At 38.8% G+C, this 26,720-nt stretch carries 16 protein-coding genes; 5 read left to right on the top strand and 11 right to left on the bottom strand.

Annotated elements, in window-relative coordinates; genetic code table 11:
- Position 1 precedes the first annotated feature (1 nt).
- Positions 2-5,659 carry an ABC transporter substrate-binding protein gene (locus H4J61_RS07415; protein WP_182184553.1) on the top strand — a complete coding sequence of 1,886 codons (5,658 nt, stop codon included), beginning with the start codon at positions 2-4 and terminating at the stop codon, positions 5,657-5,659.
- A gap of 143 nt (positions 5,660-5,802) precedes the next feature.
- Positions 5,803-6,270 (top strand): 2TM domain-containing protein, encoded by a 468-nt coding sequence (locus H4J61_RS07420; RefSeq protein WP_182184554.1) that lies wholly within the window; start codon positions 5,803-5,805, stop codon positions 6,268-6,270.
- Positions 6,271-6,586: 316 nt separating this feature from the next.
- Here the strand turns inward: H4J61_RS07420 and H4J61_RS07425 are convergent, their stop codons facing one another.
- Together H4J61_RS07425 and H4J61_RS07430 are read right to left on the bottom strand one after the other, a co-directional pair.
- Complete coding sequence (locus H4J61_RS07425) at positions 6,587-8,278, bottom strand: RluA family pseudouridine synthase (RefSeq protein WP_182184555.1); 1,692 nt, start codon at positions 8,276-8,278, stop codon at positions 6,587-6,589.
- A 572-nt stretch (positions 8,279-8,850) separates the two neighbouring features.
- Complete coding sequence (locus H4J61_RS07430) at positions 8,851-9,135, bottom strand: hypothetical protein (RefSeq protein ID WP_182184556.1); 285 nt, start codon at positions 9,133-9,135, stop codon at positions 8,851-8,853.
- Positions 9,136-10,055: 920 nt separating this feature from the next.
- Here H4J61_RS07430 and H4J61_RS07435 point away from each other — a divergent pair.
- Complete coding sequence (locus tag H4J61_RS07435; protein WP_182184557.1) at positions 10,056-10,892, top strand: GGDEF domain-containing protein; 837 nt, start codon at positions 10,056-10,058, stop codon at positions 10,890-10,892.
- A gap of 206 nt (positions 10,893-11,098) precedes the next feature.
- Here the strand turns inward: H4J61_RS07435 and H4J61_RS07440 are convergent, their stop codons facing one another.
- The 9 genes from H4J61_RS07440 to H4J61_RS07480 all read right to left on the bottom strand — a co-directional run bounded on the left by H4J61_RS07440 (position 11,099) and on the right by H4J61_RS07480 (position 23,749).
- Positions 11,099-11,350, bottom strand: a complete 252-nt coding sequence (locus tag H4J61_RS07440; protein ID WP_146879395.1) for a TIGR03643 family protein — start codon at positions 11,348-11,350, stop codon at positions 11,099-11,101.
- A gap of 854 nt (positions 11,351-12,204) precedes the next feature.
- The gene (locus H4J61_RS07445) at positions 12,205-13,755 is read right to left on the bottom strand and encodes a cryptochrome/photolyase family protein (protein WP_182184558.1); all 1,551 of its coding nucleotides are present in this window, start codon (positions 13,753-13,755) and stop codon (positions 12,205-12,207) included.
- Between the two features lie 76 nt (positions 13,756-13,831).
- Positions 13,832-14,017, bottom strand: a complete 186-nt coding sequence (locus H4J61_RS07450) for a DUF2256 domain-containing protein (protein WP_182184559.1) — start codon at positions 14,015-14,017, stop codon at positions 13,832-13,834.
- A 6-nt stretch (positions 14,018-14,023) separates the two neighbouring features.
- On the bottom strand, positions 14,024-15,592 hold the full coding sequence (locus H4J61_RS07455) for a cryptochrome/deoxyribodipyrimidine photo-lyase family protein (RefSeq protein ID WP_182184560.1): 1,569 nt from the start codon (positions 15,590-15,592) through the stop codon (positions 14,024-14,026).
- A 6-nt stretch (positions 15,593-15,598) separates the two neighbouring features.
- Positions 15,599-16,945 carry a DASH family cryptochrome gene (locus H4J61_RS07460; protein WP_182184561.1) on the bottom strand — a complete coding sequence of 449 codons (1,347 nt, stop codon included), beginning with the start codon at positions 16,943-16,945 and terminating at the stop codon, positions 15,599-15,601.
- A 235-nt stretch (positions 16,946-17,180) separates the two neighbouring features.
- Positions 17,181-18,851, bottom strand: a complete 1,671-nt coding sequence (pgi, locus tag H4J61_RS07465; RefSeq protein WP_182184562.1) for a glucose-6-phosphate isomerase — start codon at positions 18,849-18,851, stop codon at positions 17,181-17,183.
- Between the two features lie 31 nt (positions 18,852-18,882).
- A complete protein-coding gene (locus H4J61_RS07470; protein ID WP_182184563.1) occupies positions 18,883-19,839 on the bottom strand; it encodes a carbohydrate kinase in 957 nt (318 codons plus the stop codon).
- 77 nt (positions 19,840-19,916) lie between these two features.
- Positions 19,917-22,340: a TonB-dependent receptor domain-containing protein gene (locus H4J61_RS07475; protein WP_182184564.1), complete on the bottom strand. Its 2,424-nt coding sequence runs from the start codon at positions 22,338-22,340 to the stop codon at positions 19,917-19,919.
- Between the two features lie 182 nt (positions 22,341-22,522).
- Positions 22,523-23,749, bottom strand: coding sequence for a sugar MFS transporter (locus tag H4J61_RS07480; protein WP_182138206.1), 1,227 nt, complete (start codon positions 23,747-23,749; stop codon positions 22,523-22,525).
- 203 nt (positions 23,750-23,952) lie between these two features.
- Between H4J61_RS07480 and gtfA the strand changes: the two genes are divergently transcribed.
- Positions 23,953-25,422 (top strand): sucrose phosphorylase, encoded by a 1,470-nt coding sequence (gene gtfA, locus H4J61_RS07485; RefSeq protein WP_182184565.1) that lies wholly within the window; start codon positions 23,953-23,955, stop codon positions 25,420-25,422.
- A 125-nt stretch (positions 25,423-25,547) separates the two neighbouring features.
- Positions 25,548-26,579, top strand: a complete 1,032-nt coding sequence (locus tag H4J61_RS07490) for a LacI family DNA-binding transcriptional regulator (RefSeq protein ID WP_182184566.1) — start codon at positions 25,548-25,550, stop codon at positions 26,577-26,579.
- The last annotated feature ends 141 nt before the right edge of the window (positions 26,580-26,720 follow it).

A 26,720-nucleotide genomic window follows, 5' to 3' on the forward strand; every position in this document is an offset into this window, starting at 1 on the left:
TATGTTAAATTTTTTCAGCATTAAAAACAGCTTAATCACCATAGTCTGTACTTTATCTTTAATTTTTAGTGGCCAAGGTTTAGGGCAAGAACTTGATAAAGTTTCTATTCAGCTCAACTGGCTGCATCAATTTCAATATGCCGGCTATTACGCAGCAAAAGAACAAGGTTTTTATCGAGCATTGGGCTTAGAGGTAGAGTTAAGAGAATTCAAAGGTTCAAGCCCCATTGAAGATTATGTCATCGACGGCAGGGCCGATTATGGCATCAATGACTCAAGTTTAATTGTCGCCAAAAATAATGGCAAACCTGTTGTTATTGTCGCACAAATATTTCAACATTCACCGGCCACTATCGCCACATTAAGATCTTCTCGCATTGCCCGTCCATTTGATCTGATTGGTAAGCGCATCATGATAGATACAAGATTGAAAAATTTTGCCCCTATTACTGCCATGCTTATGCAAGCAGAACAAGATATGTCAGCCTTTACTTGGCAAGAACAAAGTGACAGATTTTCAGCGTTAATTACCGGTAAAACCGATGCTATTTTAATTTATGACACTAATGAGCCCTTTGAATTTGACCAAGCAAATATTGATATATTAACCATTAGCCCAAGAGACTACGGTATTGATTTTTATGGCGACAATCTTTTCACCAGTGAGTCAGAGGTAAAAAACAACCCTCAACGTGTACAAGCAATGCGTCAAGCAACCATAAAAGGTTGGCAATATGCGCTCAATCATAAAGCAGAAATCATTAAATTAATTGCAGAAAAATATAATAGCCAAAACAAGTCTTATCGCCACTTAGCTTTTGAAGCTGACGAAATTAGTAAAATAATTTTAGCTAAATTTATTCCTCTTGGCTCAATCGCCCGCACCCGCATGGAAAAAATAGCTGAGATTTATTATCAACTGGGCATGATAGATAAGCCTTTCATCCCCACCAATCTATTACTAGAAGACGCCTTAAGCAGCTTTGCTCCTAAACAACTTGCCATTAATAGCAGTACGTCATTAATTATTGTGATGGTAATAATTTCACTGTTATTAATTTTTTCAACACTGCTGCTACCAAGATTAGTTAGTCAACAACACCTAGCCTCCTTTATGGCATCAAAAAAATTCCCCTTTATCGTCCATACCGTATCGATATTAAATATCGCCATTATTTTTAGTGTTATTTACTTATCCTTGCAAGACAATGAAAAAATCAGCCAAGCCAATATCAAAAAAAATCTTGAATTTGTCGTTGAAGCAACAAAAAATAGACTCAATGATTGGCTAAGTGAGCAAGAAAACCTATTAAAACAAATAGCTAAAGATGACACATTAGTTAATCTCACTAAAAGCTTACTGTTGCAATCCCAGTTAAACGACACACTCATCAAAACAAAATCACAGCAAAATATTCGCCAATACTTGCGCCAAACGAGTCTTGAAAACCAAGGTTTTTCAGTTATTAATCAAGACTTCATCAACATTAGCGCTGATGACAATGACCGCCTAGGTAAAACTAACCTAATAGCCCAACAACACCCCGAGATTATCACTGCTGTTTTTGCTGGAAAAAGTCGTTTTGTGCCTTCAATAAACTCTGGTGTTAAGCACTCACTTAGCCATTCGGCCAACACGATAGATCAATACAATATGTATATGATCACGCCGATCCTCGATGAAAAAGATCAGGTTATTGCGGCATTATCCATTAGCATTCAAGTCAGTGGCCAAATCTCTACTATTATACAGCAAGGTCGCATTGGCGCCTCAGGCGAAAGCTACTTAGTCAGTCGATTAGGCCAAATGCTCTCAAAAAGTCGCTTTGATGCTGAATTATCATCACTAAACTATTTTCAAGAACACAACAAAAACAAGCAAGTGATCACACTTAAAGACCCACAGATTAATGTCATGAAAAACCCTGATGCCGTGATTAACAGCCAGCAATTACCCTTTACTTTTATGGCAAACCAATTGATCAATAATGCCCGTTCAGACAACATTAGCTTGATCACAGATCATAAAATTGCCAGTAATGTCTTGGGGTATAACGACTATCGCGGTGTCACCGTTTATGGTGCTTGGTTATGGAACAATCAGTACGGCTTTGGTATTGCAACCGAAATTAATGCAGATGAAGCCATGGGGGGCGTAAGTTCACTGCGTAATGAATTGATGTTAATTGCTGTTATTACCTTACTATTAACCTTAACGTCTAACGTATTTACACTCACGGTTGGCCAACGTTCAACAAAATATATGCGCCACTCGAAAGCAGAATTAGAGCAACTTGTTGCACAACGTACCGCTGAATTACATCAACGCGAACGTGCAATGTGGCAGTTATATGAACATGCGCCAGTGGCTTATGCGACCTTAAACGCTCAAGGCGAGTTTATTAAACACAATTTTGTCTTCGCACAAATGTTTAAACGCCCAAGAGGCACGTTTTCCTCCTTAAATTGGCAAAGCTTTGTTGTGCCAGCTCATTACGTGCACCAAATATTTCAGACTAAATCTCGGCTTTTAGAGTGTGAAGTGCCAGTAAAAATAAATGACAAGAAAACTATCGACACTATGATGTCTGCCCTGCCGGTTTATGATGACGATAATAAATTAACCGAAGTGCGGTTAACCTTAATCGATGTGACGCAAAAAAATGCCGCCAAAGCACAATTTGCCGCCTTAATGGAGTCAGCACCTGATGCCATATTGATGTTAGATAAACATCGAGAGCACAGCATTGTTAACTCGCAAGTATTAAGCATGTTTGGCTACGAAAAAGCTGAGCTTATTGGCGAAAAAATTGAGCGATTATTACCAGAAGAAACAAGCTTACATATTTTTCACCACTTACTGCACGAACCTACCCTAGAGAAAAAGCTCATCGAGCTTAACGGTAGACGTAAAAACGGTAGTGAATTCTCTGCAGAAGTCACCGTCAGCGCCGTTGATATTCATAATGATCGCTTTATTGTTGCCATTATTCGAGACATCACCAAACGCAAAAACCGTGACGCGGCATTGGCTGAGCATCTGCTTTTCCAACAAGCACTGGCTGATACCATTCCATACCCGATTTTTGTTAAAGACCCTGACTTGAAATTTACTAACGTTAACAAAGCCTATGAACAAACCTTTAATGTTAAAAGAGCGGATATTATTGGTAAAACCGTACTAGACCTCGCCTATTTGCCATTAGCAGACCGAAAAGCCTACCAAACAGAAGACAAGGCAGTTATTGACTCAATGGGCATGGTGCGAAAAGAAATACCGCTGGTTTACGCTGATGGCTTAGAACATACCACCATGTATTGGGTAAAAAGCTTTGCCAAAGCTGATGGTTGCGCTGGCGGGTTATTAGGTACCTTTGTTGATATCAGTGAACAAAAAATGGCCGAGCAAACATTGGCTCATGCCAAAGCATTAGCAGAAGAAGCGGTTAAAGCTAAATCAAATTTCTTAGCCAATATGTCGCATGAAATACGCACACCAATGAACGCTATTATTGGTATGTCGGCGTTAGCATTGAAAACCGATTTAACACCCGAACAAAAAAATCATATTGCCAAGGTCAATCTCGCAGCAGAATCTTTGCTAGGTATCGTTAATGATATTTTAGACTTTTCAAAAATTGAAGCCAATAAACTCGACATTGAATCTATCCCGTTTTGCTTAGATGATATACTTGATAACCTCAGTATGATGTTAGTCGATAAGCTGAACGAGACACAAACTGAGTTGATTTTTGATGTTGAAAATACCGTCCCCATTAACCTTATTGGTGACCCACTGCGCCTGAGCCAAATATTAACTAACCTTGGCAGTAATGCCGCTAAGTTCACCGAACAAGGGCAAATAAAAATTCACGTTTCATGCCTCAATAAGCGTGACGATAACGTCACCTTAAAATTCTCTATTTGTGACACCGGCATAGGGATGAGTGCGCAGCAACAAAAAAAATTGTTTCAATCCTTCAGTCAGGCAGACGCCTCAACAACACGAAAATATGGCGGAACCGGTTTAGGATTAGCGATTTGCAAGCGCCTTGTTGAATTATTGGGTGGTGAAATATGGTTAGAAAGCGAAGAAGATAAGGGCAGTCAATTTCATTTTACCCTTAGCTACCAAAGCCAGTCATCGGAAGAGATAAAAGCTAAAAAAACTAATTTAACCTCAGTTGAAGGTTTAACCATCGCTTTAATCACCGACAATAAAATCTATAAAACTATTTTACAGCGGATGTTAACGTCTTCGGGCTTTATCGTCGAAAATTTTAACTCTGTCGCCGAAGCGCTGCCAGAGCTAAAAAACAAGAACAAGGTTTTTGATGTCATAATATTCGACCTGATCAATTGCAGTGACAATCAACACTGTAACGACTTGGGCTTAATACTCGCTGCTAGCATAGGTTTGCCGATATTACATATTCTCCCTAACAAGCAAAAAATGTCGGAGCTTGCACTTAAAGGTAATGAGCAATACTCCACACTTTGTAAACCCATAACCTCGTCTAATTTACTCGACAGTTTATTGCTAGCTTTGGCTCAGGAAAACCTGCGTAGTGAGCCATATAATGCTTCCCTGCGTGAAGTCCCCTTGGCCATAAATACACTTCAGGGTGCAAGAATATTACTGGTAGAAGATAATGAAATAAATCAAGAATTAGCGACTGAGTTATTAACGCATCATGGTATTGAAGTGGTGGTCTCCAATAACGGCCAAGAAGCCATAGACCGCCTTAACCATCAACACTTTGACTGTGTGTTGATGGACTGCCAAATGCCCATTAAAGACGGCTACACCACCACACGAGAATTACGTCAAGACCCACGATTTATCGATTTACCTATCATAGCGATGACCGCTAATGTCATGGCGGGCGATCGTCAAAAAGCCTTAGACTCAGGCATGAATGAACATATTGGCAAACCCATCAATACCGATGAACTATTTGTCAAATTGACAAAGTGGGTGAGACCCAAGAGTACAAATAATACAAATAATGCCAATACGTTAGATAAAATAGCGAGGACAACAGACGATAGAGCTCAGCCATTAGCTGATAAAAATCAGCAAATGGCTATTCCTGAACTCGACGGCATCGACATAAAAGCAGGTTTAGCGATAGCGCAAAATAATCACGACTTGTATCTACGCTTATTGCTTAAATTTAAAACTAACTATGCAAATGCTATGGCACCCATTTCCGTGGCATTAAACAACCATGACTTTGCTCAAATAGAATTACTGGCACATACCTTAAAAGGTGTCGCTGGCAATATTGGCGCAACAGCACTTTACGCGCTTTGCCAGCAGCTAGAAAACAACGCTATCCAGCGTGATATAAAACCACTACTGTTAACACAGTGCCAAGATGAACTTAGTCGTATTGAACTTGCGCTAGCACAGCTAGAGCATCAAGAGCCTGCTGATATAAAGTTCAATGTGTCAGCCTGCAAAGCACTTATGGCGCAATTGATTATTGATGTAGAACATTGTGATGTTGCCGCTATTGATAGCATTCATACCTTGCTAGCAATGAGCCAACAGCAAAGCTATCACCAAGCACTAAAAGACATTAGGGCAAAAATTGAAGTTTATGAATTTGACGATGCGGCCGAACTACTGAAGGACATTAATATTTATTCATAAACTAATCAACCAACAACATAAAAGACACAGCAGACATAACTCATTGAATTTTAAGTACTGTCAGTAAGTTGTCGGGTAAAAGTCGTAGTAAAAATTTATCTAGTAATGAATAATTCAATCCGAACAGTTACAAGGAGAAGTAAATGATGGTTCGAAAGTTAAGACTTAAACGAGCATGGTCTCAAGAGCAACTAGCCCAGTTCAGTGGCTTAAATATAAGCACTATCCAACGCATTGAACGAGGCCAAAAAGCAGGCTTGGAATCACTAAAATCTCTTGCTGCTGTTTTTGAAATTGAACTTGATGAATTGCTGGAGAAAGAAAATATGAATAGCTCAGACAACTATAGCGCAGAAGAAAGTCGTATTATCGATCATGTTAGAGACATTAAAGGATTTTACAGTCACCTGATTAATTATACGGTGATAATTCTCGCTTTATTTTTAGTTAATTTTTTAACTAGCCCTGGGTATTATTGGGCTTGGTGGGCGGCGTTTGGCTGGGGTGTAGGGCTAATATCTCACGGCATTAGTGTCTTTGAGCTATATAGCTTTTTTGGTGCTAATTGGGAAAAGAAACAAATTGAAAAAAGGCTAGGTAAAAAACTCTAACCCCCCCTAAAAATCAAGTAATAACCGTTTCGTTTGTGAACTTGTTGTGCGCAGAAATTTGGCTTATAAAAATTTTCCGTAGGTCTTGTGTTTTATCTTAAGTATACAAAATATGATCTGATATCTGTTATTTAATCGCTATCATGAGCAAGCGATTAAGCTGAATTGTAGCTTAGGCCAATTCAGCTTAATTGCTTAACAGCCATACGATTTAAGCCAATAGAGCCAAATCCTATGACTTAACTGTTATTGATTTATAGACTAATTAGCTTTTATTAGTCAGTGATCAAACTCGGAGTTTATACCAAATTTATCACTAAAAATCAGCCGCGACTTCAAACACTAGCTTGGTCTCATTAATGGGATGACAAAATGACAAATACTCGGCATGTAAATGTAAGCGATTTGCTTTTAAACCATAATGGTCATCGCCAACGATTGGCATATTCAAGCCCATTTTATGAGCACAATGCACTCTAAGTTGATGCGTTCGCCCAGTTTTAGGGAACAAGTGCAGTCGTGTGGTGTTATTTTTTCGTTCAAGTACTCGCCATGTGGTTAGCGCGTGTTTGCCGTGTTGATAACAAACCATTTGCCGTGGTTTATCATCAAAATCTAAGGTCAGTGGTAAGTCAATACTGCCACTTTCTGCAACAATATTTCCATCAACCAAAGCGACATAGCGTTTTTCTATGGTGCGTTCAATAAACTGTTTTTGCAGCGCTTTATGGGCTACTTTATTAAGAGCAATAATTAACAAACCTGAGGTCGACATATCTAAACGATGGACAATAATTGGCCCAGAGGCCTGTGGGAATTGACTTTTAATACGTGAATAAACCGAGTCTTCAATGTTTCTCCCTGGCACTGACAAAAATTCGGCCGGCTTATTAACCACTAACATATCTGCGTCTTGATAAACAATGGCTAGATCTTTACCCAGTGCAGGGTTGATCAGCAGCGGATTATCATCAACTTGTAAACCTTGCAGCATATGGGTCAGAATGGGCTGACATTTACTGTAACAAGACGGATAATAATTTTTGTGTTGTCTAATAGCCGATTTTGGCGCAGCGCCCCACCAAAACTCAGCCATAGCGAGTGGTTTTAAGTTATGTTGATAAGCATATTGTAATAGTTTAGGCCCAGCGCAATCACCCGCGCCAGCCGGTGGAGTATGATCAGGTAGCTCAGCAAAAATGGCATTTAAGTCTTTAGCCTCGCCCTTAGCATTGAGAAATTGGTACTGAGCAAAAAGTTTTTTCTGTAAATTTTTCGAGCGTGATTTTCTCAGTTTTTTTAACTTGTTAATTTCACTGGTAATACTCGCTAATGCTTGCTGCAATAAGTCGAGTTGGTCTTGCCAAGATTGCTTTAGCGCTTGCAGTTGCTTTTTTTCTTGAATGCTTTGCCCAGCTAAATTTGCTTTTAACTGTTCAAAGTCGTGCTCCGCGAGTCGATCAATAGCTTCGCTGCGTTGTTGTTTTCTTTGCAGACGACTCGCTACCATTAAACTTTGCTGCGCTATTAACTCTTGCTGATAACTTGCTGTTGCCGCGCTCAGTTGGTTATTAATAACACTCAGCGGCTCGCTATGCGCTAACTGCTCAATTTCGGCATTAATATTATTGATAATACGATTTTCTGCCAAAAAGGCAGCGTCTTGCCATTGCATATTAGACACCGCGGGCACAAAGTTAATATCCGCCGTGTTGTCCTCAAGTTGCCCAGAATAAGCACTTAAAAAGCCTAACTCTTGCTGGTTGTTTTGCACAACCAACACACCAAACATTTTTCCAGCATTGGTTTTATGTGATTCAACTGACGCATTTAATACTGTTTTCTCCAGCCATTGTGGCAGCATTTCAAGCTGTTGCTGTAACTGCTCAACGGCTTTGACTGCTAACGGTTGTGGTTGGTAATAAAAGGGGAAAGTAAACTTTTCTGGCAGCGTTATAGAGTCAACAGCTTGGGAGAATAACGTAAAGCAAGGGGCAAGATTTGTCATGGCAATATAATGATTAAATGTTCAATAAGGCAATTAGTCAAGATAATAACATAATCATCATTATCTCACTAAATAACCTGATCTGGCGTAATCTTGATAAATTGATGTTAAAGACCATGCAGCGGATGCTCAAGCTCGATATACTAAAGCCTAGCCAGCATTTATAGCGATAAATGCTGGCTAAATCACTACCGACGCCGCCATAAAAAATTGACCTGTGGCAAAGAATTTTTTAAGTAAAAGCCTAAACACTAAAAACGACTACTTTAACGGCTATCGCAGCCATTAACTTGCAACCAATAGGTTTAACCTAAAAGGCTAAAACTCTTGCCATTACACACAACAAACTGTTTTGATGATAGTGAGATAGTTGTTGTGTTTGTGCTGGGTTTTATTGTTTTGTCTATAAGCTGCCTGCAGCGCTGATATAGGCTAACTTGTGCTGTTATAACTTAGCTTTAACTTAGCAATAATTTAGCTATAAATGAGCTCTAACCGATTACTGAGCACTAAGTACGAGTAGTACTTTTAGCAATATCACCCTAGCGAACAGTTGGCATAATTAACTGCTGTTATTTAATTTTTGCCACACCCGCCACTTCTATAACCGTTTTTGCCTCTGCCCGTTCAATAACTTTTACTATAGTCGTTTGAATAGTTTCGTCTTTTCTGATGTCACTTTTGCTAGAAAAACGTTCTTCCTGAGCATCAGCACCGGCTTCTAACATAAAACTAACCACTACTTGTGTTGCACAATCTTCAGCTTCGCCAAAATATGCCAAGGTAATTTGAGGGTAGCCCTGAAAACCTGCCTTAACTTTTTTTGCTATACGTTTTGTTGATTTATCTAAATTCATAATATCTATCCAGAGGAAGTATATGCCCAATTAATGGACTGATTATGTTGACTAAAATATGCTACGAAATGAAAATAAGCTAGCAATTAACTAGTTCGCTTGAGTTGTTTGCTAGTTTGCATTACTTTTCAGCCATTGACTAATGATGTTTGTAATATAGTTAATTGATGTTTATCGCCGACTAGTTTTGGCCACAAATTTAAATTCACGCCAATAGTTTTATATCTGCCTTATTCCAGTGCATTGTTAAGTTACTATTTCAAACGGATTTAGCCGCGAAAAAACGACAGCAAGGCAAGTTAAATAACACTACGCAGCTCTACTGAATAGTTAAATAAGTGATTTCTAAAATGGCTGAGCTGTTAATAATAAGTTAACTACTAGCCTGACTCTGTATTAGCATTCATTAAGGCTTAGAAAAACTTAACACTATGTAGATAATACTTGGCTACTTTAGAAACATAGTTTTATAATGCCATTAAATTGCACCCTCGCAATAAAAGTGTTACAAATTGTAATGTATTTAAAAAAGTATAATTATAATATTATTCTTTTTTTAAATCTTCGAAGTTATTACATGGTTGATTTTTTCGCAATAAAAAAAACTATGCAATATGGATATTGATTAAAGTTAATATTATATGAATACAGCAGTTCCGAATAATAACAAGCAGACTGATAATAGAGAGAAGTTCTCCCATTTTTTGATGTCGCAATGCTTAAACGTTAGGCGTGGGGCTTTAATCGCCGGATTGCTCTTATACCTAGCATTTTCGATTATGGATGTAGTTAAATTTCCCAGTGAAATATACCTGTTAACACTAACATCTAGACTAGTTTTAGTGATACTGCCCTTATTGTATTTAAATTTCATTTATTGGTTCAAGCCCCCGATAACGATACGTTCAAACATATTATTAATGTTGTTTATCTACTTGGTAGTGGGCTTAAATCACAGCTTGATCTATTATCTTTCTGACATAAATGGTTTTTCATTTCCTCAGCTTGGTTTAGTGCTCATTATAATGTTTGGCTGTTTACTTATGGTGCTGCCGATCAAACCTGCAGCCATAGCCACTGTGATTATTCTCGGCGTATTTACAGCGGTAAATATTCACTTAAGCCACCCATTAACCGACTTAATATTCATGCTGATAATTTTTATTGTTGTTGCATGTATTTGTCTTATGGTTAATCTAACTGGCCAAAAAACGCTCTATAAAAATTATTTATTAATCAATCGCCTTTACAACGAGTCGATCACAGACGGATTAACAAAACTCAACAACAGAAGATCATTTCAAGAACAAATAGTAAGATTAAATGCAATTGCCGTGCGTGACAATGCGGCCCTAGGTTTAATTTTTATTGATGCAGATTATTTTAAAATAGTTAACGACTCTTGCGGACATAGCATGGGTGATGAGGTTTTAAAAAAGCTAGCTCGCGTCATAAAGAACAAATGTCGTCGTACTGAAGACATTGGCTTTCGCATAGGCGGCGATGAATTTGCAGTGATTCTTTATGGGGTAAATAGAGCAAAACTTGAAGAGACCTGTTTAGAAATAGTCACAGATGTGGCAAGTCTTAATTTAAATCATAATGACAAGGCAATTAAAGTGTCTGTCTCTATCGGCGCCATTCTAAAATCGGGCAACACTAAAATTTCTAGTGATAAACTGGTTAAAATAGCTGACGAATATTTATATGAAGCAAAAGAAAATGGCAGAAACCAACACTGTTTAAAAACTATTTAACCACTGTTCCATAGTCGTTACTGATCCTTAGTATTGAGTGTTTGGTGCTTAATTAATTTTTTAATGCTGTAATATTTTAGGGCTTAATGAATAACTTTTTAGGTCGCTAGATAACCTATCATTGTAACCTAAGTATTTACTTAGCTACCCAAAGTAAAACCGTCTTTAAGCTATACTAGCATCATTAAGCCTTAGATTTTTCTGCATCAACGCTGCTTGTATTGTGTTGGGCAGTAACCTCTTGTTACATCGTCACTTCGAAGTTGCAGGTGTTTTGTCGCACGACCACCCACCCTTTTACGCCATAACCTAAAGCTTTTTGGCTTTAAGTGACTACGCATAAATTTGATTACTTCGGGCTCTCGTAAGTTGAACTGATGCTCTATCGCTTCAAAGGGAGTTCGGTCTTCCCAGGCCATTTCTATAATTCTTGATTCTTCGTCCATCAAAAATGCCATAAAAGCTATCCTAACATTGGTCAATAAGTTTTCTAGCTATACGGATAACAGATAAGAAAAGACCAATTCCCCGTTAGTTATTTTGCCTGTTCTACGTTGGCATAAAGCCTAAGCGATACTGGTTGCGACTGTTTTTGCATTCACTCATATAAATTCACTCAGATGAACTTAAGATAATTTATCACTTTAGTGTTACCCATTGCTTTCAATATTAAAATAAATCAATGTGATAGGTGAAAAACAATAAAAGTACAGAGTGAAAATAAAGGTTAATCGCTCGCTTAACGGTTGGCGGACTGAAGTCCGACCTACAAAAAAATCGCCCAACGCTATATGATTACCCGCAGCTTCTATGGGGCTTAAATGTAGGTTGGACTTTAGTCCATCAGGTTAAATGAAATTTAACTTTTTTTGGTATTGAAATTATTTAACAGAATAATATTCGCTGCAAAATTTGGTTAACCCATGACATTAATTGTCCGTTTAACGGTTGACGGACTAAAGTCCGACCTACAAAAAATGGTGTTCCATTGCGTTAATTGCCCGCTTAACGGTTGACGGACTAAAGTCCGACCTACAAAAAAATTGTGCTCCATTGCGTTAATTGCCCGCTTAACGGTTGACGGACTAAAGTCCGACCTACAAAGAAATTATGTTCCATTGCGTTAATTGCCCGCTTAACGGTTGACGGACTAAAGTCCGACCTACAAAAAAATTGTGTTCCATCACGTTAATTGCCCGTTTAACGGTTGACGGACTAAAGTCCGACCTACAAAGATCGTCAAACGGTGTTGTGGAAAAAAGCGTTTAATTTACGCTACAACTGCCTTGAAAAACACCGCTACTAAGTATATCTATAACTTGTCTAAATCATTTAGTAACTCGGCCGCTTTTTCTCTGATGGCAATTTTTTGCGCTGGATCAACTTTATCCCAGTTACGAATAGGGAAGCTCATGCGATGGTTTGCGGCAAACTTGTCATAGTTTTGGTCGATAAAGTTCCAATATAAACTATTTAATGGGCAAGCATTTGAGCTGACTTTTTCTTTCACTTTATAATGACAGTTTTTACAATAGTCACTCATTTTATTGACATAATTACCGCTTGCCGCATAAGGTTTTGTTGCTATCCAACCACCGTCAGCAAAAAGCGCCATACTGCGAGTATTGGGTAGCTCTACCCATTCAATCGCGTCTATGTAGATGCCTAAATACCAGTCATCAACTTGGCTAGGTGATATGCCGGCTAACAAAGCAAAATTCCCTGTGATCATTAAGCGTTGAATATGGTGGGCATAAGCATGCTCCAGTGATTGTGATATCGCGCTTTTTAAACACTGCATTTTAGTGTCCGCATTCCAGAAAAAAGCAGGTAAGTTGCGCTTAGCACCTAAAAAATTCTGCTCTGCGTAGTTCGGCATATTAACCCAATACATGCCTCTGACATATTCGCGCCAGCCTAGAATTTGCCGAACAAAACCTTCAATTTGCGCCAGCGTGATCTTACCCTCAGAGTCTTGATAAGCGATAAGCGCGGTGTTAATTACCTCCATGGGGCTGAGCATTTTACAGTTAAGTGAAAAGCTTAGCCGCGAGTGATATAAACTCCAAGCGTAGGGCGAAGCTACCGTCATTGCATCCTGAAAATTGCCAAAATTAGCCAGCTGATGTTGACAAAAATAATCCAGTAACACTAAGGACTGTTGCCGATTAATGGGGTAAGCCACATTGGCCGACTCATGCCCTATGGTATTAATATTATGCTGTTTTATACGCTGTAGGTATTCCTCTGCTGAGTTGTCAAATACCAAAGGCTTGGGGATAAGTTTGAGATCAGCTTGCTTAAATGATTGACGATTATTAGCGTCAAAATTCCATGCACCACCTGCTGGCTTTAAGCCCGCCATCAAAATAGAAAAACGCTTACGCATCAGGCGATAAAAGTTCTCCATTCTTACGTGCGTTGCCGCTTTAAAATGACTAGGTAACTCATCAAAGGGCAGTAAAAAATGTTCACTGTCAACTTCAACCACAGGTAAAGCTAACTGCGCTGACATGCCAGCTAATTGCGCCCGTAAACGGTATTCGTCAGGCCGTTGAAAGCTAAAGCTTTGACAAGCATAACGTGCAACTAATGCTTTTATCAGCTGTGGAAGATCTTGATATGCTGCACTGTCATCTAAGGTCAGGTAACAAACCCGATGGCCTTTACTTTCAAGGTCTTGAGCAAAATTAGCCATAGCAGCAAAAAATGCACTTATTTTTTGCACATGGTGTTTGGTATAGTTTGCCTCTTGGTGAAGCTCAGCGATGACATAAACTACATCAGCGTCGATATGTTCAAACCAAGTGTGCATGGGGTTGAGTTGATCACCCAATATAAGCCTGAGATGTTTTGCCGTCATGAATTTACCTTACCTTTATTTGAACCCTGGCTAGAGCCAAGCTTTAGCGCTTTACTTTACTTTGCTTAATTTAAGTTTAGCTCTTTTTTTTGACTCTCGATTGAGCGCTATCAAGTGCACTATTAATCGTGTTTTTATTGCGCCGACATCGCTCTGAGCAATACAACACATGCGCCCAATTGGCTTGCCATTTTTTGCGCCATAGAAAATCTTTTTTACAAGTGAGACAATTTTTATGGGCTAAGAATAATTTTTTATGCATCGTTGATTATATTAACTTTTCTAATGGTTTAGGCTTGCTTGCTTTCTTCGGTTTTTTAGTCGCTCGAACATGCTTAGCGACAATGCGCTGACTTTCTTTTTTACTGTCAAATCGTTTTCTAAAACCCCAGAGTAAATCGCGGGCAATCTTCCCTGTTTCATTGATATCGACCATAGGTAAAGGATAAGTCTCGCCTAATTGACATTGATAAAGCTGCTGCTCCATTGGCGATAATTGCCAAGGGGTATGAATAATTTCATTCGGCAACTCTGATAGTTGTGGCAACCATGTTCTAATAAATAGGCCATCTTTATCTTTTTCCAATGACTGTTTCACTGGATTATAAACCCGAATGATATTAGTGCCGGTTACCCCTGACTGCATTTGAAATTGTGGATAGTGAATGCCTGGTTCAAAATCGAGAAATAGTTTCGCTAAATACCTCACGCCTAAACGCCAATCTAGCAGTAAATGATGACATAGAAAGCTGACTAGCATGGCGCGCATGCGAAAGTTGATATAACCGGTTTTTATTAAACAAAGCATGCAAGCATCAACTAACGGATAGCCTGTTTGCGCCGTCTTCCATTTATTTAATCGCGTTTCAATACTCAAACCACAATGAAGTTCAGGATAGCTAAAATCACTGTAAGCTCGATTTACCGGACGCCACTGCATTTGATGTTCGCTTTCAAATTTTTGTATAAAATGGCAATGCCAATGCAGGCGAGATGCCAGTGCATCTATCGGTCTTTTCCAACCGCTTTGAGGTCTTTTCGTTAAAATGGTTTGATAGAACTGCCTTAAGCTTATATTGCCCCAAGCTAAATAAGGCGATAACCGTGAACAACTTTTACGACTTGCCTGCGGTTTGGATATGTCAAAATGATAGTTTTTACCTCGGCTATTCAAAAATGACTGCAGCATTTTTTGCGCCCAAAGCTCACCACCTTTTAACATGAACTCGTCAGGTGTTGACCAGGATACAGGTAAAATAAACTCAGGTAACTGCTCTAAACATTGTTTATTGACCAGTGTGTTACAAGATAGCGCTGGCTGACATAACTCAGCTTTCATGATCTTACGCCAATCTTTGTCCCAGTTATTTCTATTTTTTTTACCGCGACTTACCGCGCCTGAAGCACTTTCATGCCAAACAATGTTGTGTGCTTTACACCATTTGTTAACCGCTTTATCGCGCTCAAAAGTAGACAACAAGCCGACTTCTTCATGGCTAAATAAACCGGTAATGTTAAAACGCTGCTGAATTTCATTAAGGCCGGCAAGCGCATCACCAAAATAAACATAAACCTGGGCATTAAAAGCGCTGAGCTGGGCGTTAATATCTTCAATTGATTGCCAAATAAAACGCCAATGTCGTTCGTCGTAATGAGGGTCTGCGATTAATAAAGGCTCAAAAACGTAATACAGCAGTGTTAAACCCGACTGAATGGATTCGCTCAACGGCTGATGATCGCTCAGTCGCAGGTCACGCTTTAACCAAACAATATTGACCGCGCTATCTGGCAGACTATTAGTTACCAAGTTATTAGTTGCCACGAGATCAGTTGCCATTCTAGTTTACTGTAGCACCGGCCAATCTGAAGCATCTACGGAGTCTAATGCTTGATTGGCTTGAGTACTTTGCTGACTTTCGTCTATCCATTTAGCTTGGTAATCACCATTAGGGTCATAAAGTGTGGTTTGTTTCTCAATATTGAAATGTCTGCCGCCTCTAGGGTCAACACCTACGCCGGCGATGTATTGCCAATTACCCCAATTAACCGCAGCGTCGTAATCAATTAACTGCTCTTCAAACCAGGCAGCACCATAGCGCCAATCAACACTGAGTTCATTCACTAGGCAACTGGCGACAATTTGACGTCCTCGGTTACTTAAATAGCCGGTTTGTCTTAACTCATGCATAAAGGCATTAACCAAGGGATAAGGGGTATTGCCTAAGCACCATTTATTAAAGCGTTCAGGATAGAATGTTGTTAGGGGTGGATTTTTAGCTAGGCCTTTAAATTGGTAGGTTTTAGCGCCAACCTTACCATGTACCCATTGATAGTACTCTCGCCACAGTAATTCTAAATACAGGCATTCGGTGGAACTGTTTTTGCCCTGCTGCTGTTCAAAATCAGTCAGGTAATTCATCACTTGGCGCACAGAAATACAGCCAGCATTTAACCACGGCGATAGCTTGCTGCTATTTCCCCAACCGTCTAAATTATTTCTAACTTGCTTATACTCTGCGGGGGAATTTGATGAAAAATATTGCCTAAGATGCTTTAAGCCCTGTTGTTCACCCCCTTCAAACTTAAAGCCCTGCTTGGCCTTTATAGCACTTACACTAGGGAGCCATTCAGGCTTAAAACGAGTTGGCGCTGGTAGGGTGTCAAACATGCTAGGCAGTGATTGCACAGTTGGCACTGGCTTGGAAATAATGACTTCAGCCATTTTTTTGCGAAATTTAGAATAACTGACCGGCAATTGCTCTAGCTCAAAAGGCAAAGCGTTTTCGGTAAATAAAGTAAATTGGTCTACCAGATTAATGGTCAGTTCAGGCAGGCGCTCATTAAGCTGAGTAATAAGCCTATTTTCATAAGTGCCGGGTAATTTCGTGGTGATTACATCAGTAATTTGATAGTTTTCACAGAGCCGAGTTAAGGTCGATAAGGTATCGCCATAAACAATATACAGCTCTTGTCTAAGCTTTAATAAGCTCTCGTTAAAATCATCTAAACAGCCTTGTAAAAATTGCCACCTGATATCACCTAACGGTTTTGACTGAAAATTATTTACTTCAAAGCACTGTTTATCAACAACATATACACAAAGCAGACGATCACTTTTACTGGCTAAGTTAAGCGCGGCGTTGTCATTGATACGAAGATCTTTATTCACCCAGTATAAGGTACGTTTCATGAATATAATTCAATTAGTTAAAAAAAATTATACGCATAAAGCTAGCGCTTAGATCAAAATAATTCGATTATCGCCGGCTTTAACTTGCCGCCATTGAATTAAGCGCTGCAATGGCGGTAAGTTAACTATCAAACAAGCGGATCAAAAGCCAACTCAAGCCTTCAACAACCGCATTGTTATTAAGCCTGTATTCCTGTTGTTAACAGGAATACTCACCCGACTTCAAGATACAGCTTTATGACTTATCAGGTGTTTCAGCGGTGGCTGATTTTACCTTATGATAATGTTTGATCAGATTCCAAGTAGAGCTGTCGTGATCGGGATTGTTTTTGTCACGGTGTAGATCTTGTTCAATTTTATTAGCTAAACCTTTGCCTAATTCGACTCCCCACTGATCAAACGAACATATTTGTAAGAGAATCCCTTGGACAAATATTTTATGTTCATAAAGTGCGATTAAGCTGCCTAATGAACGGGGTGAAATACGGTTCATTAATATAGTGTTAGAGGGGCGATTGCCTTTATGTACCTTATGTGGCGCAACTTTATTAATATACTCATCTGTCCTGCCTTTGGCTTTTAAGTCATCTCTAACTTGTTGTTCATCTACTCCTTGCATTAATGCTTGAGTTTGAGCAAAAAAGTTCGCCATCAGTGTTTCATGATGTCCCTCAATAGGGGTATTACTTTCAATTGAACCAATAAAATCAGCCGGCACGACATTATTGCTTTGATGCAAATATTGATAAAAGGCATGTTGGCCATTAATGCCTAATTCGCCCCAAATTGACGGCACAGTTGAATAGCTAATGGTTTCGCCATGCCAGTTAACTGATTTTCCATTACTTTCCATTTCTGCTTGTTGCAAATACGCAGATAACATATGTAAGGATTGATCATAAGGTAAAATAGCCTGTGATTGTGAACCTAGAAAAGTACAATTCCAGACGCTGAGTAAAGCTAAAATCACTGGCGCGTTATGCTCAAGTTCAGTCTGACAAAAGTGCTGATCCATTTCATGGGCACCTTCTAATAATTCAATAAACTTATCGAAACCTAAGTCTAAAGCTATTGGCAAGCCTATGGCTGACCATAATGAAAATCGACCGCCAACCCAATCCCACATCTCGAATATATTATCGGCTTCAACACCAAATTTCATCGCGTTTTCTTTATTGGTGGTCACAGCGACAAAATGCTGAGCAACAGCACTTTTATCAAATGAAGCAGAGGTTAACCAGTTCAGCGCCGTTTTAGCATTGATCATGGTTTCTGTGGTGGTAAAGGTTTTGCTAGAAACAATAAACAGAACTTTCTCTGGATTTAATGGCTTCAATACATCAGCAATTTGGGTGCCATCTACGTTAGAGACATAGTGAACATTGATACTGTCATCACTATATTTTTTTAATGCCTCAGTAACAGTTTGAGGGCCTAAGTTAGAGCCACCCACACCAATATTAACCACGTCAGTAATACGCTTGCCAGAATATCCTTTCCATCTTCCTTGACGCACTTGTTCGGTAAAGGCTTGCATTTTATCTAATGATTTTGCAACGCATTCATTGATGTTTTCGCCATCAAGAAATATGGGCGTTTTTTGCTGATCACGCAGGGCGGTATGCAAAACAGCTCTATCTTCTGTGCCATTAATACGCTCGCCTTTGAACATTTTGTCTCGCCAAGCCTCTACATCGCATGCTTTTGCGAGTGAAATTAACAGTGAGCGAGTTTCTTCTGTGATCAAGTTTTTAGAATAATCTAATAGCATAGAAGGTAATAACAGAGAAAATTTATCAAATCGTTGTTTGTCTTCATTGAAAAAGTCGTTCATATGAGACTTTTTCATTTGTTGTGCATGAAGCGTTAGCTTTTTCCAACTGGCAAGGGAAGTTCTAGATTCCATATTTATTCTCGGATATTTGATAAAAAAACAATTAAAGCGCTAGCGCTTTAATTGACGGCAAGGCAGCAAATGCGCCCATTTTTTGACAAGTTAAGGCACCACATTTACTGGCGAATAGTACCGCTGATGACACAAGCGTTTGGTTTTCTAATAAATTAAATAAACACGCTTGATTAATATCGGCATCTTGAGAGAGAGCAAATAAGAAGCTAGCAATAAAACTGTCACCGGCAGCGGTGGTATCTAGCGCGGTTATTTTAGGCACAGCAATCATCAGTGAGTAGCTGGCACAAGTTACTTGCACCTCGTTAGGGCCATCAGTAATAACGATCAGCTTAACGCCTAGCGTTAATAAGAAGCTAACATAGCCTGATATATCAACATTTTTAATGGCCGCTAAATAGCTGGCTTCATCTTTACTTAATTTTACAATGTCACTTTCATTGAGACAGGCTTCTACGCGAGCAGGTAATAAACTTAAATCAGCCCAAAGTTGCTGACGTAAATTAACATCAAAGCTAATTAATACCTTGTTCGACTTAGCGCGCTTTAAGGCATAAAGCGTATTATCATGGTTTTGTTCATTGGTGAGGGTATTTGAGCAATAATGAAAAACAGCAATATCTTGCCAGTTTATTTTATCAACCTGGCTTTTTTCATAATACATATCTGCCGTATCGTTACGATAGAAATTAAAAGCACGTTCGCCACACTTATCTAAGGTCACCAACACTATGGCTGTATTGGCATTTTCTACGGTATTTACGTAGCTTGTATTCACCCCTTGATCTTGTAATTGCTGCATTAACATAGTACCAAAATCATCGCTACTGATACCGCCGGCAAAATAACTATTTCCGCCTAATTTAGCATAGGCTACAGCGACATTTGCCGGTGCACCGCCCGCTAACGGAGTGTAACTTGGGTTATGAGCTGAGCTTGGTAAAAAATCAACCAACACTTCGCCATAACTGAGTAAAGAAAGCATAAAATCACCTTTGAATAAAAAAGCCCATATAAAATGGGCTTGTTATTATTTGTACTATTAGTTTAAAAAGTTATAGATTAAAAATCGTATTTAAGCGTCAGAGTTGCTGAACGACCTTGAATAGATCTTGCGCGTATAATAGTTTTAGCCGTTGCCGCTGTTGCATCTTCTGCTTCAGTAATACCAACAGTTTCAAATAAGTTGTTAATGTTTAAAGAAACACTTAATGAATCTGAAAGGTTATATTGAGCAAAGGCGTTAGTTTGAACATAGCCGTCTAATATAAGTGCGTTAGGGTCAGTTTGGTCAAAGTTATCTTGAGCAAATGAATCAGTAGTACCAATTAAGTTAATACCCGCAGAACCTTGGTTAAAGTTGTAACGACCTGTTATTGAGTAAACAACATCAGCTTGTCTTCTTGGTGTGTTGCCAACTACATCTGGATTAATGACATCTTTAGTTATTTCAGAATCAGTCCACGTTAAGTTAGCACGTAAATCAAAATCACCAATGTAGTATGTAGATTCTATTTCAATACCTTTTGACTCATATTCACGGTCAAAAAATTGTTGGCTAGTGGCTTCAAAGTTTTGCTCTTGAGTTTGTGCAAAGAAAGCCGTTGCAAAGACAGATATTTCATCTTGACGGAATTTAACACCAAGTTCTAACTGATCAACTTCATCATAGATGTCTTCATCTTTGGCAACACCAGCAGCATCTATTTTACCAAAAGCTAAGCGGTCAGCATTAGCTGTAGCGCCTCTACTGATACGAGCAAATGCGGCTACATCATCATTGATTTTGATGTTACCACCTAGTGAATAAGACACGTAGTTCCAATCGTAATTTACGTTGTTAGCTGAAGCGTTATCAACATTTGAAACGCTGGTTTCGATTTGATGTATAGTACCGTCACCGTTCATGTCAACTGCAGATTGAGCTGCACCTGAGAAAGAACCTGTTGCAGAACCACTATCAAAACGAACACTACCGTCAATATTTATGTTATCAAAGCTTGTGCTAAACGCAGCATAAGGCGCTGTAACTTCATATTGTAAATCGTAATTACGTGTACAACAGTTGCCCCATGCAGGTACACCATAAGCAATTACACCATTTTGAGAAAATTCTGTACCGTCAGCGGCAGTTACATCAACAAGTGCGGCATCTTGGCCTTTTACTTCATATAAGTAAGAGTTCCATAACCATGATTGTTGAATAGTTTGAGACGAGTTATATAAACCAACAGTAAAGGTAGAGTCGTTAATCGTTTTTGTTAATTTGAAATCGTTAACCATAAAATCAAGATTAGTCATTTCAACATCAAACGAGTGAATACGCATAAGGTTATCAGCCGTATAAGCATTACCTGCTTGTGGACCATTTGCGTAAGTTAATGTTGCACCAGCACCCGCTATACTGTCAGCTAAGCCTTGGCTTCCTTGAATACTTTCAGGGAATGGGCCAGTAAAGCTACCTTTAGTGCGAGAAATTCTCATTCTGTTTTCAACAGACCAGTCATTGCCTAAATCAAATGCGGCTTCAAAACCAAAAGAATCCACTTTAGGGCTCATGCCATTACGCATGTCAGCAAGACGGCCATTACCAGCACCATCTGTTGTGATCATTGAAGTATGGTAAGGGGTATGAGGAGTGCCAGTAGAGGCGTCAAAACCTTCAACTGAAGAACCGTCAGCGTGAACAGGCATAGGTAAATATGCTGTAGTTGTATCATCTAAGTGTTTAAAATAAAGTCTAACGTAACCATCGCTAAATTCTTTAGTGATGTTCGCTTTAATTTGACCACCTTTGTTACCCGTATAACCAGTATCACGTACGCCTTCACCTTGACGGTAGAAGCCACCAAGATGGAAATAGGTTGAGTCGTTAATCTCGCCGCCAAATTGAAAATCTGTACGAGTAGAGTCGTGATCTAAACCGAATGTTGTCGCTACGCTACCACCTTCAGCTTCACCCGTTTTACTAACGATATTAATGATGCCGCCAGGAGCATTTGTAGCCAATGTTGATGCAGAGCCACCACGAATAGCATCAATAGTTGCCATTGTAGAATCTATGCGTAAGAAAATATCTGTGTTACCAAAAGCGATATCACCAAATTGTAGAATGGGTAAACCGTCTTCTTGAATTTGCATGAATTTAGCACCGCCCGCGGCTACAGGAAGACCACGTACTGCAAGGTTAGCGTTACCGTCACCGCCTGATGCTTCTGCACGAACACCTGGGATGTTTCTGAATGCTTCAGCACTGCTTCGTGGTGACGCTATTTCAATTTGATCTGCAGAGATGCTACTGACCGAGACACTTGATTCCATAACCGTTGTGCCTTTACCAACAGAGCCAGTAACGACGATTCGCTCAAAATCAATACCTTTCTTTTTTACTTCTTCTGTCACGTTTGTTTCTGCTGCGCTTAAGCTAGAGCATATAGCCATAGCTAATGCGCTTACGATAAATTTCTTATGAATAGCTTTTTTCATTGTCTCACCCCGTGTTCTGTTAATTTATTGTATTAATATTTTTATAGTTAATCGAAGTTGTTTACTATTAAAACAATCAACTTAATCGATTAAGTTGATTATTGTTAAAAATATAAATATTAGCAAGTCTTTTTTTTGTACAATAGGTTTTATTGAATTAATTACATGATAAATATAATTAATTAATTTTGTATATGTTGAGTAGGATCCACTTTTAGATTGTAGATTGCCGCGACAAACAGTAAGCCGGCGAAGCATGTTGCCAAATAAAATCCATAAGAAACATGGCCAAACAGATCACTCACAATCCCCATAAGTAAAGGAGATATAGCCGCTGATACCGCCGTGAAGAATAAGATCACCCCCGCGACTGCACCATGCTTTGACTTTTTAAAGCAACTAATACCTTTAGAGTTTAAGGTTGGGTAAATCACTGACATAAATAAACCTGACAAGGGTAATAATACAACGGCGACGTCAACCCCCATTAAAGCAGTACCTAAATAGCAAAGAAATACCGCTAATGAAAACCAAAACATCACTTTTTGCCAGCTAAAGTGCTTAAGCATCCAAACCCCTAAAAATCGCCCACTTGCCCGTAAGACAAAGAAAATAGTTAAGGCATAAGTCGCTAACCAAACAAGAGAACCTGTGTAGTCAGCAAGCAGTGTTGGCATCCAAACGTATATAGCCACTTCAGTAGCGACATAAAGCGCAATGGCTAATGAAAACCCTAAAGCATAAGGGTCTTTCATTAATTTAAACGAGCTTTTTAAATTAATTTTTTCTGCCGCATGTTGTTTAGTCACTGGGTATTTTGTTTTCATTGCAACCAAACATAGCAAAATACAAATAACACCCGCAGCTATGTATAAATACTTCCAAGAAACACCTGAAATTAATAAGTAGCTGACAATCGCAGGGCCTACAATAGCGCCTATGCCAAAAAAGCCTTCCACTTTATTCATTGTCGCCGTATGTTCTTTACCTGACGATGATATGTCGCCAATCAGTGCCAATGCGCCCGTTTTAAACAAACCAATAGCAATACCAATTAGCGCTAGCAAAAATAAGAAGTAGTAAAAAGACTCGCCAACAGAAAACATAAAACAGGCGACAGAGAAAATCATTAAACCAATAACAATGGTTAATTTTCTGCCCCACTTATCAGCAAGATAACCCAAAAACAAACCACTAAATGCGATAAAAATCATGGGGATATAATGAAATGCACTCGCTTGTGTTAAGTTTAAATTGTAGGTTTCAATTAACTGAGGAATGATGACACCAACGGCATCTGAGGTCATTGCAAAAACAAAAAACATCATATAGGTTAAAAGCTTAATACGGGTTATCGATGCGTCCTCGATTGAAGATTTATCTACTGCTGAGCTACTCGATGGATTCATTATTTTCCCCTCTTATTATATTTATATATATTGGCTTTAGTTGCTTAATAACTAAAGTGATTTATTGATTATTTAACCTTAAAACATCTGCTGATACTTAATATTTTAAAGAAAAAGCAAAATTATTCTTGATTAAAACTGTGTTGTATATAAACATATACCTTAATCGATTAAGATTCAACTTGTACTTTAATGGTAGATTTATGAAAAATAATGTTCAGCTAATAACCTATGTTGATAGGCTAACCGGTTCTGGTGTCCAAGCACTCGATAATATTCTGCATAATCAGTTGTCAGGTTTATTTTCAGGTGTGCACTTATTACCCTTTTATTATCCAATAGATGGCAGTGATGCGGGTTTTGACCCTATTGACCACACTGAAGTTGATAGCCGACTTGGCGATTGGGAAAACGTGAAAACATTAGGAGAAAGCCATGAATTAATGGCAGATCTTATCGTAAATCATATGTCTGCTCAATCTAAAGAATTTTTAGATGTACTAGATAAAGGCAGTGATTCACCGTTTTGGGAGCTTTTCTTAACGAAAGATAAAGTTTTCCCCGCCGGCTTAAATGAAGAGCAACAAGCGAAAATATATCGTCCTAGACCTGGTAGCAGTTTTACCAATTATGTATTACCCAATAATCAATCAGCTGATTTTTGGACCACATTTACTGATAACCAAATTGATATCGATGTCACTTCAGATGTTGGACAAGCCTATTTAACGCGGATTTTAAAAACCTTTGCTGAAAATAATATTAATATTATTCGCCTTGATGCCGCTGGTTATGCGATTAAAAAGGCAGGTACTAGCTGCTTTATGCTTGAAGAAACCTTTGAGTTTATTGATCAGCTAACCAAAAAATCTAACGCACAAGGTATTGATACCTTAGTAGAAATTCATTCTTATTATCAAACCCAAATTGAAATAGCTAAACGTGTTGATCAAGTTTACGATTTTGCCTTGCCGCCGTTAATTTTACACAGTATTTTTAGCCAAGACTTTAGCGCATTAATTAAGTGGCTGAACATTTCGCCTAGAAATTGCATCACGGTTTTAGACACCCACGACGGTATTGGCATTATTGATGTTGGCCCGATGAACGGCAAAAAAGGGCTGCTTGATAACGCTGAGATAGATAACTTAGTTAAAAAAATTCATCTTAATAGCGCAGGCGAAAGCCAAAAAGCCACAGGTGCAGCGGCAAGTAATGTTGATTTATATCAAGTTAATTGTACTTACTACGATGCGTTAGCGGCCAATGATTATGACTATTTATTAGCCAGAGCCATACAGTTTTTCGCACCGGGCACGCCGCAAGTTTATTATGCCGGTTTATTCGCTGAAAAAAATGATATGACCTTGTTATCTGCCACCAATGTAGGTAGAGATATAAATCGCCCTTATCTTAATAGTGAACACATTGAAAAATCACTCGAAAAACCTATCACTCAAGCTATAATTGAATTGATAAAATTACGTAATAACAGTGACGCTTTTAATGGTGAATTTACTATTGAAGGTCAGCAATCTGTATTAGAAATGGCTTGGACTAATGATAAGAGCCAAGCGACTTTATTAGTCGACTTAACCGCCAGAAAAGCGTCTATTGAGCTTAATGACAAGGGTAAAAAACGTTTTATTCTCTTAGAAAGCCTTTTGAATTAGGCTTCAAAATAGCGAGTGAAAATAAGTTATATATTGATAAATACCAGTATACTATGTCAACAATAATGACAACAAACTGAATAGATCTGCGCGATGTTTATGCACTATAATAAAATAGGGTCAACATGACAGAAAAAAAAATATGGACATTAAAAAGCATTGCCAAAGAACTTGGTGTGTCAAATGCCACTGTCTCTAATGCTTTTAGTCGTCCAGATCAACTGTCTAAAAAGCGCAGAGATGACATCCTTGCATCATGTAAAAAGTTGGGTTATTCAGGGCCTAATAAAGCGGCGCAATCGTTAAGAAAAGGTCACTCTAATATTGTCGCTTTGGTATTACCCGATAGTGTCGAGTATATGATTTCTGATCCCGTCGCCAGCAATTTTGTTAAGGGTGTTTCATCCGTTTTAGAAAAAAATCAGGTTAATTTATTATTATTCTCTGGGGCTTCTGACGACATTAATGCGGTTGCTGACTTTGTTGATGGCTTTATTTGTTATGGCAGCCCGCGCAACGCTAAGTTGGTTGAGCAGTTAAGAGCCACCACTAAAAAAGTGGTTACCGCAGATTTTGATATTGATCGTAATGCCTCGGTAGGCGTTGATAACGAACAAGCAGCATATGAAATAGCAAAACTGGCGATAAAGTCAGCAGATGATAATATTGCCATTCTGGGTTTAAGATTACTCGATTCAAACTTAACCTGTCGAGTGTATGAATTACCTGACTTTGATCTTCTGCCTTCAATTGCTCATCGTCGTTTAAATGGTTACAAGAAGGCTATCAATGAACTCGGTGTTACGTTAAGAGATGATAGGATATGGAATATTCCAAAAAGCAGTCATGACATCGCCTTAATAGCCGTTAGAGAAGCGCTAACCTCTATTCCTCGGCCAAATGTTCTGCTTTGTATGAGTGATTTAATCGCTTTAGCGGCTTTAAAAGAAATTAATGCCATGGGCCTTAAAATACCAGAAGATATCAGCGTGGTGGGTTTTGATGGTATTGACGAAACAAGCCGGTCGAATCCACCGTTAACCACTGTACACCAAAACAGTGCAGAAAAAGGCAGCAAAGCCGCTGAACTTTTCATTAACCGAGCTACAGATTCTGTTTTAATCCCCTATCATATCGAGCACAGACAAAGCTGTTAAACAGTTGAAGCTTAATAAACACTGCATGTATAGCATAGCTATAGGTTTATTATGGCTTATTGGTGGACATCAAAGTCATGAGTAAAAGCGCTTAACGCCTTACTGTACAGTCAAGCGCTTACTCACACTACTGAAATAAAG

The sequence above is a fragment of the Colwellia sp. MB3u-4 genome (genome assembly GCF_014077065.1).
Classification (GTDB): domain Bacteria; phylum Pseudomonadota; class Gammaproteobacteria; order Enterobacterales; family Alteromonadaceae; genus Cognaticolwellia.

Excerpts from the sequence above, each read along its gene's own strand:
- H4J61_RS07415 (WP_182184553.1), top strand. The coding sequence starts at position 2 with ATGTTAAATTTTTTCAGCATTAAAAACAGCTTAATCACCATAGTCTGT.
- H4J61_RS07420 (WP_182184554.1), top strand. The coding sequence starts at position 5,803 with ATGATGGTTCGAAAGTTAAGACTTAAACGAGCATGGTCTCAAGAGCAA.
- H4J61_RS07425 (WP_182184555.1), bottom strand. The coding sequence starts at position 8,278 with ATGACAAATCTTGCCCCTTGCTTTACGTTATTCTCCCAAGCTGTTGAC.
- H4J61_RS07430 (WP_182184556.1), bottom strand. The coding sequence starts at position 9,135 with ATGAATTTAGATAAATCAACAAAACGTATAGCAAAAAAAGTTAAGGCA.
- H4J61_RS07435 (WP_182184557.1), top strand. The coding sequence starts at position 10,056 with ATGTTGTTTATCTACTTGGTAGTGGGCTTAAATCACAGCTTGATCTAT.
- H4J61_RS07440 (WP_146879395.1), bottom strand. The coding sequence starts at position 11,350 with ATGGCATTTTTGATGGACGAAGAATCAAGAATTATAGAAATGGCCTGG.
- H4J61_RS07445 (WP_182184558.1), bottom strand. The coding sequence starts at position 13,755 with ATGACGGCAAAACATCTCAGGCTTATATTGGGTGATCAACTCAACCCC.
- H4J61_RS07450 (WP_182184559.1), bottom strand. The coding sequence starts at position 14,017 with ATGCATAAAAAATTATTCTTAGCCCATAAAAATTGTCTCACTTGTAAA.
- H4J61_RS07455 (WP_182184560.1), bottom strand. The coding sequence starts at position 15,592 with ATGGCAACTGATCTCGTGGCAACTAATAACTTGGTAACTAATAGTCTG.
- H4J61_RS07460 (WP_182184561.1), bottom strand. The coding sequence starts at position 16,945 with ATGAAACGTACCTTATACTGGGTGAATAAAGATCTTCGTATCAATGAC.
- pgi (WP_182184562.1), bottom strand. The coding sequence starts at position 18,851 with ATGGAATCTAGAACTTCCCTTGCCAGTTGGAAAAAGCTAACGCTTCAT.
- H4J61_RS07470 (WP_182184563.1), bottom strand. The coding sequence starts at position 19,839 with ATGCTTTCTTTACTCAGTTATGGCGAAGTGTTGGTTGATTTTTTACCA.
- H4J61_RS07475 (WP_182184564.1), bottom strand. The coding sequence starts at position 22,340 with ATGAAAAAAGCTATTCATAAGAAATTTATCGTAAGCGCATTAGCTATG.
- H4J61_RS07480 (WP_182138206.1), bottom strand. The coding sequence starts at position 23,749 with ATGAATCCATCGAGTAGCTCAGCAGTAGATAAATCTTCAATCGAGGAC.
- gtfA (WP_182184565.1), top strand. The coding sequence starts at position 23,953 with ATGAAAAATAATGTTCAGCTAATAACCTATGTTGATAGGCTAACCGGT.
- H4J61_RS07490 (WP_182184566.1), top strand. The coding sequence starts at position 25,548 with ATGACAGAAAAAAAAATATGGACATTAAAAAGCATTGCCAAAGAACTT.